At 74.9% G+C, this 11,635-nt stretch carries 8 protein-coding genes; 2 read left to right on the top strand and 6 right to left on the bottom strand.

Going from position 1 to position 11,635, the window contains the following annotated elements; genetic code table 11:
- Window positions 1-178: 178 nt before the first annotated feature.
- Window positions 179-1,951: a RecQ family ATP-dependent DNA helicase gene (locus BMW99_RS00040; RefSeq protein ID WP_075016006.1), complete on the bottom strand. Its 1,773-nt coding sequence runs from the start codon at window positions 1,949-1,951 to the stop codon at window positions 179-181.
- A gap of 256 nt (window positions 1,952-2,207) precedes the next feature.
- Here BMW99_RS00040 and BMW99_RS00035 point away from each other — a divergent pair, with 256 nt between their 5' ends.
- Window positions 2,208-3,098 (top strand): helix-turn-helix domain-containing protein, encoded by an 891-nt coding sequence (locus BMW99_RS00035; protein ID WP_075016005.1) that lies wholly within the window; start codon window positions 2,208-2,210, stop codon window positions 3,096-3,098.
- Between the two features lie 271 nt (window positions 3,099-3,369).
- On the opposite strand, the gene BMW99_RS00030 is transcribed toward BMW99_RS00035, so the two are convergent.
- Window positions 3,370-4,182, bottom strand: a complete 813-nt coding sequence (locus BMW99_RS00030) for a GOLPH3/VPS74 family protein (protein WP_069467382.1) — start codon at window positions 4,180-4,182, stop codon at window positions 3,370-3,372.
- Between the two features lie 191 nt (window positions 4,183-4,373).
- Between BMW99_RS00030 and BMW99_RS00025 the strand changes: the two genes are divergently transcribed.
- Complete coding sequence (locus BMW99_RS00025) at window positions 4,374-5,969, top strand: N,N-dimethylformamidase beta subunit family domain-containing protein (RefSeq protein WP_177226042.1); 1,596 nt, start codon at window positions 4,374-4,376, stop codon at window positions 5,967-5,969.
- Window positions 5,970-6,683: 714 nt separating this feature from the next.
- On the opposite strand, the gene BMW99_RS00020 is transcribed toward BMW99_RS00025, so the two are convergent.
- From BMW99_RS00020 to BMW99_RS00005, 4 genes are all read right to left on the bottom strand, one after another.
- The gene (locus tag BMW99_RS00020; protein WP_069466356.1) at window positions 6,684-8,636 is read right to left on the bottom strand and encodes an ATP-binding SpoIIE family protein phosphatase; all 1,953 of its coding nucleotides are present in this window, start codon (window positions 8,634-8,636) and stop codon (window positions 6,684-6,686) included.
- A 130-nt stretch (window positions 8,637-8,766) separates the two neighbouring features.
- On the bottom strand, window positions 8,767-9,495 hold the full coding sequence (locus tag BMW99_RS00015; RefSeq protein WP_069466965.1) for an SDR family oxidoreductase: 729 nt from the start codon (window positions 9,493-9,495) through the stop codon (window positions 8,767-8,769).
- Window positions 9,496-9,594: 99 nt separating this feature from the next.
- Entirely contained in the window at window positions 9,595-10,206 is a 612-nt protein-coding gene (locus BMW99_RS00010) for a GOLPH3/VPS74 family protein (protein ID WP_069466964.1), read from the bottom strand.
- Window positions 10,207-10,212: 6 nt separating this feature from the next.
- Window positions 10,213-10,875 carry a GAP family protein gene (locus BMW99_RS00005; protein WP_069466963.1) on the bottom strand — a complete coding sequence of 221 codons (663 nt, stop codon included), beginning with the start codon at window positions 10,873-10,875 and terminating at the stop codon, window positions 10,213-10,215.
- Window positions 10,876-11,635: the final 760 nt, after the last annotated feature.

Here is an 11,635-nt window from a genome sequence, read left to right as displayed (position 1 = left end):
CGAGGCCGGGCCCGGAGGCACCCTCCCGGCGTCGCGGACGCGGAGCCCCGGTTCGCGCCGCAACCGCCCGCACCGCGGCGGCCGGTGAGCGCCGCGGTGCGCGCGCGATCCCTGGCCCACGCGGGACGCCGGTCGCGGTCCCGGGCGGCGGGGACAACTCCCGTTCCGCAAGCGGAAGTCAGCGCCTGGCGGCGGGGAGCGCGGCGAGGAGCTGCTTGTCGGTGACGACGGCCAGCGACAGCGTGCGGTACCCGACGGAGTCGAAGAGCACGGTGAGCCTGCCCTCGGCGTCGCTCATCACCTCGCCCTCCCCCCAGCGCTCGTGGCGCACGCGGGCGCCCGGCGGGTAGGGGTGGCCGCCGCCGGGACGCGACTTCGGGCCGGGCCGGGCGGCGGCCCGGGAGCGGAGGCCGCGCCGGTGGGGGCCCGCGGTCTCCCGCGGGCGGGCGGCGGGCGGGGCGGTGTCCGCGGCGCGCGGATCGGCCGCCCGGCCGGTGCAGACGTCACACGTCCCGCACGTGGCGGGCGCGGCCTCCCCGAAGTAGCCGAGGAGGTACCGGCGCCGGCAGTCCAGGGTCTCGGCGTAGCCGCGCATCATCTCGACCCGGGACTTCTCCAGGCTGCGGTGCGTGGCGTCGACCGCCAGCGCCTCCTCCACCACCGCGTCGACGTCCGCGCCCCCCGGGCCGCCTCCCGTGGCTTCGACGGAGCCGGTCCAGCGGCTGCCGGTGCGTCCGGTGCGGACCGCACCCGTCTCCTCCAGGAGGTTCAGCACGGCGGACAGGCGGGTCGCGCTCAGGTCGCACGCGGCCCGCAGCTTCGTCGCGCCGACGGCACCCCCGGCGTCCCGCAGCCGCTCGGCGACCCGCCGCAGCGCGTCGGCGTCCGGCGATCCCGCGGCGAAGAACCGCTGCAACCCCAGGTCCTTGGCGCGGTAGGCCAGGATCGCCCGGGACGGCGCCCCGTCCCGCCCGGCCCGCCCGATCTCCTGGTAGTACGCGTCGAGGGATCCGGGGACGGACGCGTGCAGGACGAACCGCACGTTCGCCTTGTCGATGCCCATGCCGAACGCGGAGGTCGCCACCACGACGTCCAACTCGCCTGCCAGGAAACGGTCCTGGACGTCGCTGCGCCGGGCCGCCGCGCAGCCCGCGTGGTAGCTCGCGACCGACAGCCCGAGGCCGGAGAGCTCGTCGGCGAGGGCGTCGGCCGCACGCCGCGTCGCCGCGTAGACGATGCCCGGCTTCTCCTCCGCGGCCGCCCGTTCCAGCACGAAGCGGTCCTTGGCCGCCTCGTCCTGGAACGCCTTCACCTCCAGGTGGATGTTGGGCCGGTCGAAGCCGGCCACGATCTCCAACGGGTCCCGCATGCCCAGCCGTTCTGCGATGTCGCGGCGCACGGGCGCGGCGGCGTTCGCGGTCAGCGCCAGTACCGGCGGGCGGCCCAGGCGCTCCCGGGCGTACCCCAGCCTGAGGTAGTCGGGACGGAAGTCGTGGCCCCAGGAGGAGACGCAGTGCGCCTCGTCGACCACGAGCAGGCGCGGCCGCACGAGGGCGAGCCGTTCGACGACGTCGTCCTTGGCGAGCTGCTCCGGAGCGAGGAAGACCACGTCGACGGAGGAGGCGCTGATCCGGTCCCACGCGGCGTCCGTGTCGCTGCGCCGCTGGGCGGAGTTGACCGCCGCGGCGCGGAGCGTGTCGGTGCCGAGCAGGCTCTGCATCTGGTCGCGCTGCAGGGCGATCAGCGGCGAGACCACCACCACCGGTCCGTCCAGCAGCGCGGCCGGGACCTGGTAGATCGCCGACTTGCCCGCCCCCGTCGGCATCACGGCGAGCACGTCCCGCCCCTTCATCACGCCCTTCATGGCGACCAGTTGGGCCGGCCGCAGCCGCTCCCAGCCGAACACGCGGCGGGCGGTCCCGCGCAGGCGGCGGGACGTGAGTGCGAACATGCTTCTCCTCGGGAGCGGGACTGCGAACGTACGTACGCCCTGGGCGGCTACCCAGACTCCACCGGATATCGCCCCGGAACACCACGCCCCCGCCGAACCGCCGTCCACCGAACCCTCCGCCGAGCCCTCCGGCGCTCCCGTCCGCGTGCCTCCCGCGGCGCGGGCCGGGTGGGGACGGCGCTCGCACCAAGCGGGTGCGGTGGGTACGGTCGGAGGCGACCGGACGGCACCGTGGGGGGTGGACGAGGGGCAGCGGATGCGTGGCTCGCAGGGAACGACCGAGGACGGCTCCTGGCAGACGGTGACGGCGGCGCCGAGCCGCCGGCTGGGACCGGGTGTGCTGAGCTACCGAGGCTTCAGGCTCGACCTGATCCGTCCGCAGCGCAGGATCGAGATCGCCAGCGGGATGATCACCATGGTGGTGAACATCCGCGGGCAGGTCCGGGTCGGCTCGCTGGACACCGGCGCCGCGCCCGGTTCGCCGTCGTCCGTCCCGTCGTACACGTCGCTGGTCAACGGCCCGCGCTGCGAGGCGACGATGGGCGAGCACGGCGGGCGGGTGGAGGGTGTCGAGATCCATCTGGCGCCGTGGATGGCGTACTCGGTGCTGGGCGACGACATGGCGCAGCTGCGCGGGCGGATGCTGCCGCTGTCGGACCTGCTGGGGCCGCAGAGCCGCGAGTTGGCGGAACAGCTCGCGGAGGCACCGCGGTGGGCGGACCGGTTCGCGCGTGTGGACGCCCTGTTGGGTCGGCGGCGCGCGGAGGGCCGGGCGCCTGCTCCCCAAGTGGTCTGGGCCTGGTCGCAGTTGGTCCGCTCGGACGGGCTCGTGCCGCTGGACCGCCTCAGTGAGGCGACGGGCTGGAGCACCCGCCACATCGAACTGCGCTTCCGCCAGCAGATCGGGCTGTCGCCGAAGACCGCGTCGCGGGTGCTGCGCATCCAGCGGGCGCTGCGGATGCTGACCGGTGGCGCGGCGCCGTCCGCCGCGGCCGCGGCGTGCGGCTTCTACGACCAGGCCCATCTGCACCGGGACTTCAAGGCGATGACGGGCTGCACCCCCAGGGAGTTCCTGGCCCGCCGCAGCACGTCCGGGCGTCCGGTGGACCGGATGCCGGGCCGGGTGACGAGCGCGCTCGTGCGCTGACCGGCGCTGGCCTGCCGGTGGCCGGCCGCCTTTCCTCGCCCGGGAGCGCATTTCTCCAATACGCGGCGCCCGGCGTGCTGGGAGAGTCGTCCCCACGGAGGCAACCCGTAGCTGGCCGCTCCCCGCGGAGACGGCCCGGCCCGAAGCAGGGGATCGGACCGGACCGCCCCCGTTGCGGGTCAGTCCCGCAGGGGCGGCCCGGCCCGGGGCAGGGGATCGGACCGGACCGCCCCCCTCCGTGTCCGGGCGTGCCGGGGACGGCTCCGGCGCGTCACCAGCCGCCGTGGCCGTCCCCGCCGCCGTGGTGCCCACCGCCGTCGTGCCCGCCGTGATGGCCGCCGTGATGACCGCCGAGGTCGCCGCCGGACCAGCCCCGGGAGTCGAGGTCGTGGCCGAGGCCGACGCCTCCGGTACGGAAGTCGCTGTAGAGGTCCGCGAGTTCGCCGACCACCCGGCGCGAGAAGGTGTCCAGGCCCGCGGCCAGGATCGCCGCCTCCTGCTCGTGCACGGCCCTCGCCGCGTCCCTGACCGCCGGGGCTGCGCTGCCGGCCGGGCCGGCGTCCGCGCGGGCGGCGAGCCGCCGCCGGGCCGCCCGGCCGCGCAGCCCCGGATAGGCGACGTGCGCCAGACCCACCGCCTGCACCAGCGAGGCGAGCGCCGGATCGCCGTCCTCCCCGTCCAGCCGGGCCAGCACCTCCCGCCGCCGCGCCACGTCCACGAAGAGGATGTCGTGATGGCTGCGCCCCCCGCGGTCCCGCCACCTGCGCACCCGCACCAGCTTGCGGTCCTCCAGCCGCGACAGGTACTCGTACGTCAGCGACCTCGGCGTGGCCCGCAGCCACCCCTTCAGGTCCGGCGCCGGAACCGTCGTCCCCAGGCTGTGCAGCACGTTCCCGAGCCGGCGGTCCTCCACCCGCGTGCGGTCGACCACCTCGATCGCCCGCTCCCCCATCGCGATCCGCCCGAGCGCCAGCAGATCCACCAGCTCCGCGGCCCGCAGCGCGAACCGCAGCCGCTCCCCGCCGCGGAGCCGCCGCTTCCCCGGCTCCACCGCCACCAGCACCAGTTCGTCCCCCGTACCCATACCCCGAGGTTAGGCGCGCCCCCCTCCTCCCGTACCGCCCGCGTACGTCCCCATTCCGCCACAACTCGGCTACAGCCGGCTCCCCGCGCACCGCGAGTGGCGGCCCCGCGCCCGCCTTTCGGGCGTCCCCGGGTCGTGCCGTGACGCGAGTCGCACGACGATGCTGGGGGAGAGCGGAAGGCGGGAGCGCGATGGGTGACGGCGGCGGCCCGGACGCGGGCGGCGAGCACGGCGACGACGGCCGCGGCCTGGACCGGCGGCACTTCCTGGGCGCGGCCGCCGCGGGCGCGGCGACGCTGGCCGCGGCCGGGCTCGCCGGCTGCGACACCGGCTCGGGCGGTACGCACAGCACGCCGAGCACGCCGACCGTCCCCGCGACCGTCGCGGCCGGCGACCAGGACTGGCGGATCCGCTCGCTCGGGCCGTCCGACGCGATCGAGGGGTACGCGGACCAGGTCAGCGTCCTGCCCGGCGACGAGTTCGGGCTGTACGTCTCCACCACCGCGCCCGGCTTCCACGTCTCCGCGTTCCGCGTGGGCTGGTACGGCGGCGCCCAGGCCCGGCTGGTGTGGCGCTCCGACCACGTCCAGGGGCAGCGCCAGGACCGGGCGCGCCTGATCGTGCCCACCCGGACCGTCGACGCCTCCGGCTGGCGCCGCAGCCTGCGGGTGCCCACCCACGGCTGGCCCGAAGGCGCGTACCTGCTGCGCCTCGACGACGACAACGGCCACCAGCGGTACGTCCCGCTCGTCGTCCGCTCCACCGGCGCGGCCGGCCGCACCCTCCTGATGCACGCGCCCGCCACCTGGCAGGCGTACAACCAGTGGGGCGGCTACAGCCTCTACGAAGGCCGGGACGGCAGCTACGCACACCGCTCCTTCACCGTCAGCTTCGACCGGCCCTACGACCACAGCGGCGCGGAGAAGTTCCTCGTCTACGAGCGCGCGCTCGTCGTCCTCGCCGAACGCCTCGGCATCCCGTTGGCCTACACGACCGGCATCGACGTCCACCTCGACCCGTCCGTGCTGCACGGCGCGCACGCGGCCGTCGTCCTCGGGCACGACGAGTACTGGACGCCGGAACAGCGCGCGCACGTCACCACCGCGCGCGACGCCGGCACGAACCTGGCGTTCCTCGGCGCCAACACCTGCTACCGCCGGGTGCGGCTGGAACCGGGTTCCGGCGCGGGCCGGGACGGGCGGCCCCGCACCGTCGTCTGCTACAAGACGGACTTCCACGTCGACCCCTACCTGGAGAAGCACCCCACCATGGCGACCACGGACTTCCGGTCCGGACCCGGCGCCGACCCCGAGTCCTCCCTGACGGGCGTCATCTACGAGGGCTTCCCCACGGACGCGCCGTTCGTCGTCGAACGCCCCGACCACTGGGTGTTCGCCGGCACCGGCGTCCGCAAGGGCCAGGCGTTCCCCCACCTGGTCGGCGTCGAGTACGACCGGGTCCGCCCCGGCGACCCCACGCCCCCGCACGCGCCGATCGAGATCGTCGGGCACTCGCCCCTGGTCTGCGCCGGGCGCAGCAGCCACTCCGACGCGGCGTACTACACCGTCCCGAGCGGGGCCGGTGTCTTCGCGGCCGGCACGATGCGGTGGATCGAGGCGCTGATGGCGGGCGGCGGGGACGACGGCCGCGACCATGGGATGGTCGCGGCCACCGGGGCGTTCGTGGCGCGGGCCACGGAGAACGTGCTGCGGGCGTTCGCCCGCGGGCCCGCGGGGCGGGCGCTGCCCGCACCCCAGGACAACGTCCGCGACGTCTATCCGGCCTGAGCCGACGGGGTGCCCCCGGGGCTTACTCGACCTGTGCCGCGCCGTCGTGGTTGTTCGCGCAGTTCCCCGCGCCCCCTGCGGGGCCCGTCCAGCCCCTTGCTCGCCGTCGCCGTCACCTGGCCGGTGGCCGGTTGCTCGCGCAGTTCCTCGCGCCCCTGGCGGTGCAGGTTCGTGGGTGGGGTCAGGGGCCACTCCGGGAGTGTCTCCTCGACCTTTGCATGGCGGCTTTTTCCGAAGAGGTGGGCCGGGGCCTTGCAAAGCTCTGCGGGGACACACCCGGATCGTCCCCTTCCGGCCCGTCCCCGTCTGCGGGAAGACCTTGGCCGTGCCCCATGTCCCCCGCCGCACGGTGGATCAGCGGGAGGGGGTGGGGAGGAAGTGCTCCCCGCAGCGAAATGTGCGCGGCCCCCGGGTGCGTCGATGGAGGTACCCGTATGCACATTTCCGAGGAGACGCTTCCGGAGCGCCCCCGACCCCACGGACAAAGGGCACGCATATCAGGGGCGCGAGGAACTGCGCGAGCAACCACGACGAACCGTGCGACGGGCACGGCGGCCCGGGGGCACCCCGGAAGCCGAAGGGGCGCGGGGTCCCCCAGCCTTCGGCCGGGAGGTGCCCCCAGCGCGACAAGCCACGACGAGACCCGCAGACGGCAGCGCGCAGCGCGGGGCACCCCGGATGCCGAACCCCGCAAGCCCCGGGGGCACCCCGTTTTCAGGGGAGGGGCGGCTGCGCCGCGGCCGCGTCCTCGGAGAGGGAGAACCAGACGGTTTTGCCCTCGGACTCGGGCCGCACACTCCACTGCTCACAGAGAATGTCGAGCATCATCAAGCCGCGCCCGGAGGACGCGAGTTCACCGGGCGCCCGCTGGTGGGGCAACTCGTCGCCACGGTCGGAGACCTCGACCTTGAGGGTGCGGTGCCCCGGCTCGCCGGTGACCGTCGCGGACAGCACCGCCGCCTGGTCCGTGTGGACCAGCACGTTGCCGACGAGTTCGGACGCCAGCAGGATCGCGGTGTCGACCTGGTCCGGCTGGGCCCAGTCGTGCAGGAGCGCGCCGACCTCGGCGCGGGCCTCCGACAGGCCCTCGCCCTGGTCCTGGCCGATCGTCAGGACCAGCCGCCGCTCGGGGATCACGGGCCGCCGGACATCGGTGTCACGGCGGAGCAGGAGCAGGGCGATGTCGTCCTCGTTGCGCGGGGCGAGGTGCACGCGCCGCCCGCCGATGCCGTCGTGCAGCTCCGACTCGCCCGCCTCGGCGGCCTCGGCCTGGACGCGGTCCTCGGCGCTGTCGTCGTCCTGGTACTGGGCCACCGGGTCGTGCACGGCGTGGATGAGGCGGTCGGCCATGCCTTCGAGGTCCTCGCCGGGGCCCGGCTCCATCGCGTCGCGGACGCGGACCCAGCCGGTGAACATGTCGTGGCCGCCGGTCTCGATCAGGCCGTCGGTGCACAGCATCATGACCTCGCCGGGCTGCAGTTCGAGGTCGGTCACCGGGTAGTCGTGGTCGTCGGGCATGAGGCCCAGCGGCAGTCCGCCGCTGACGTGCTTGATCATGCAGGTGCCGTCGGGCAGCCGGAGCACGGGGTGCGGGTGCCCGGCGCGGGCGATGTGCAGCATGCCGTTCTGCGGCTCCGCCTCGATGTACAGGCAGGTGGCGTACCGGTCGTCGTCGAGGGCGCCGAGGAAGCGGGAGGTCCGGGCGAGCACCGCGTCGGGCCCGTGGCCCTCGGCGGCGTAGGCGTGGACGGCGGTGCGCAGCTGTGCCATGAGGCCGGCGGCGTGCACGTCGTGGCCCTGGACGTCGCCGATGACGAGGGCCAGCCGATTGTCGGGGAGGTTGATGATGTCGTACCAGTCGCCGCCCACGACGAGGCCGCCGCCGGTCGGCACGTACCGGGTCGCGACGCTGATGCCGGGCACGGCGGGTTCCGAGGAGCCCATGCTGCGCCGCAGCCCGCGGGACAGGGCCAGCTCGGCGGTGCTGGTGCGGGTCCGCTCCAGGGCCTGCGCGACGAGCCGGGCGACGAGCACGAGCAGGCCCCGCTCGTCGGGGGTGAACGCCATGGGCGTGCGGAACGCCAGCAGGCACACGCCGGTGATCCGGCCGGACACCACCAGCGGCAGGAACGCCCAGGACGTGCGGCCGTGCCGGGCCGCCAGCGGCCACGTGGCCGGGAAGCGCTCGCGGTACTCCTGCGGCGAGGACAGGTAGACCGGCCGCCCGGAGCGCGCGACCTCGGTGGCCGGGAACCGGGTCGTCATCGGCATCCGGAACGCGCCTTCGGCGTCGTTGCGGGGGTACCCGCTCTGGCCGAGGATGTTGAGGAACTTGTCGGTGACCCCGAACACCACGACGCCGTCCAGCGCCAGGTCGGGGGTGTAGAGGCGGGCGACCTCCTTGAGCGCGTCGGAGAGGGAGTCGGCCTCGGCGAGGGCGTGCCCGGCCTCCAGCAGGAGGGCGTCCCGCCAGCGGGACGCCCCCGCGCCGTTGGCTGGCGAGCCGTCCCGTCCGGGCAGGTCGCCGTTCGGGGGGTGCTGCGCGTCCCGGCCGTTCGCCTGGCCGGCGCGCGCGGGCGGCTCGATCCGGTTCAGTGCGTCGATCTGCCGCAGTTCCGCGGTCTCGGACGGCTCGCCCCGCGCCCCTCCCTGCGCTCCGCTTCCCATCGGCGCCCTCTCGCCCCGCGTGTCGTCCCGTCCGGTCTCGGTACCCATGCTCCGTCGAGACCGCCGGGGGCGCATGCCGAGGAGTTCCAGGTGGGGGCCTCGCGGGGCGCGGGACCGGCCGGGACGGCCGTCACCAGGCGGCCACCGTGCCGTCCCAGGAGAAGAACCCGCCGGTGGGGCCGTCGTCCGGCAGCAGGGCCAGCCGGACGGCGCCGGCCGCCGCCTCGGCGGGGTCGCCCTCGGCCGCGGCGGCCCGCTCGTTGAGGTCGGTGCGGCGCAGACCGGGGGCCAGCGCGTTCACCTTGAAGCCGTCGCCGGCCAGGCTCTGGGCGTAGAAGAGGGTGAGCGCGTTGAGCGCGGCCTTCGAGGAGCGGTAGGCGGCGCCGGAGCCGTTGGCCACGGCGAACTGGTGCCCCGGGTCGGCGCTCCAGGTCAGCGAGCCGGTGCCGCTGGAGATGTTGACGATGCGGGGTGCCGCCGAACGGCGCAGCGCGGGCAGGAACGCGTTGGTGACCTCCAGGACGCCGAACAGGTTCGTCTCGTACGTCCGCCGGAACGAGGCGGTGTCGGCCTCGGGCGGCGTCCGGCCGTCGACCATGATCCCCGCGTTGTTGACCAGCACGTCCAGGTGCTCGACCTGCGATGCCGCGGCGGCGACGCTGCCGGGGTCGGTGACGTCCAGCTCCAGTAGCCGGGCCCGGCCGCCGATCTCCTCGACGGCCTGCCGCCCCCGCCCGGGGTCGCGTGAGCCGACCAGGACGGTCAGGCCGGCGGCCGCCAGCTGCCGGGCGATCTCCCTGCCGATGCCCTTGTTGGCTCCGGTGACCAGAGCCGTGGAATGCGCGGTGGAATCGTTCATGTCCTCGATGGTTCCGCGAGGGCGCGCGCCCTGCCAGGGACAGCCGATCCCACCCGGCCCCTGGGGCCGGGCCGTTCGGTGGACGCCCGCGGGCCGCGGTCAGTAGCCGCGGCGGACGTTGTCGGCGGCGGCGTCCGCGAGGCGGCGGTCGCGCCGCAGGCGCTCCTCGGACAGCTCGGTGACGGCCTCGGTCACCGCCGCCAGGACGGCCGCCGCCGCGCTGTCGGTGATCGGCGGCACGCCGTCGCGGTGCGGCGGGGTGAGGCCGATCGTGGCGGCCAGCCCGGCCAGCACCGGTTCGTCGGCGGCGTTGCGGTGGCGGGCGCGGGAACGGGCCGCGGAGTCGACGAGCAGCAGGCTCGTGGACCTGACCAGCCAGCGCCGCCGGGCCTCCCGGGTGAGCAGCCCGGCGGCCTCCATCGCGTCCAGGTAGGCGCCGGCCAGCCCCCGGCCCCGGCGCCACAGCCATTCGCCGACCGGCTCGTCGGGCGGGCTCTCGGCCACGGACGCGGCGGCCGCGTCGAGCAGGGCATCGCCCAGCGCGCACGCCCGCCCGGGCACCATCCGCTCGTCCGCCAGGCGTATCGCGCCCGCCGCGAGCAGGTCGACGGCTTCGGCGCCGGCCAGCGCCAGCGACAGGTCGCCGCGCTCTATCGTCCGGCCGGACGGCATGTCCATCGCAACGATCAGCAGGTCCCTCGGGGTGGTCATGTCACCTCAACCGACGAGTCCGTAGATGCTTCTGGCCATCAGGAAAAGGCCCAGGAAGAGCGCCAGCGTCACCAGCACCTGCTCCTGGTGGCCGTTGATCCACTCGCGCAGCGCGTTCAGCCGCCTCTTCGCGGCCTCCGGGCTCCACGTCGCGTACAGCTCCATCGCCAGCAGGCTCGACGTGGCGAGCAGACAGTAGCCCACCAAAGCCGTATACGAGGCGGCCGAGGAGACGTGTGCGTTGACGACGGTGGCGGCGCCCGCCGCGGTCGCGCCCCAGGGCAGCAGCAGCAGGCCGAGGGCGGCAGCCGTCGCGGGCGTGACGCGGTCGAGGCGGGCCTGCCACTTCGGGGTCTTGCGGGGGCGGGTGCGGACGGCACCGGACCTGCGCCGGCGCCGCCGGTGCTCGGCGAACAGGACCATGCCGGTGCCCAGGGCCAGCTTCACCGCCAGCGCGGCGGTGGACGGCGCGGTGTGGTGCTTGGGCGGTTTCCCGCCGGTCAGCAGCACCACCACCGCGATCAGCGCGACGAGTGTGGCCAGCCACGCCAGGATGAACGCCAGGCCGTTGCGCACGCCCCGCTGCGAGGACAGCAACAGGATGAACGCGGTGTTGTGCACCGGGCCCAGGGTGATCGCCAGGCCGATGAGGAAGAGCTCGAGGAGCATGGCCGGGGCTCATGCTTCGGGCGTCCGGTGACGGTCCATGGGGCCACCTTCCGTCGTCCGCGCGCAGCGCGCATCCGGGCGTGCGCCCGGGGTTTGCGGGGTTGGGTTCCCTCCTGCCCCTTGCGGTGCGTCGCCGTCCACCGGCCGGTGGTGGGTTGCTCGCGTTGGGGGCACCTCCCGGCCGAAGGCTGGGGGACCTCGCGCCCCTGCGGGGCTCGTCCTGCCCCTTGCGGTGCGTCGCCGTCCACCGGCCGGTGGTGGGTTGCTCGCGTTGGGGGCACCTCCCGGCCGAAGGCTGGGGGACCCCGCGCCCCTGCGGGGCTCGTCCTGCCCCTTGCGGTGCGTCGCCGTGTGCCGCGCCGTCGTGGTTGTTCGCGCAGTTCCTCGCGCCCCTGATATGCGCGCCGTCGGTACGGGGGTCGGGGGCGGTCCGGAAGCGTCTCCTCGGAAATGTGCATACGGGTTCGTCCGTGTTGTTGCCCGGGGGCCGCGCACATTTCTCTGCGGGGAGCACTTCCTCCCCACCCCCTCCCGCTGATCCACCGTGCGGCGGGGGACATGGGACACGGCCAACGCCCTCCCGCAGACGGGGACCGGCCGGAAGGGGACGATCCGGGTGTGTCCCCGCAGAACTGTGCATCCACCCGGGTAAGGGCACGGAAGAACGGTGCACGCACAGTTCGAGGAGACACTCCCGGAGTGGCCCCTGACCCCACCCACGAACCTGCACCGCCAGGGGCGCGAGGAACTGCGCGAGCAA

The sequence above is a fragment of the Actinacidiphila rubida genome (genome assembly GCF_900110255.1).
Lineage (GTDB): Bacteria > Actinomycetota > Actinomycetes > Streptomycetales > Streptomycetaceae > Actinacidiphila > Actinacidiphila rubida.
The sequence above is the reverse complement of the archived record's forward strand: the minus strand, read 5'-3'. Positions and strand labels throughout refer to the sequence as shown.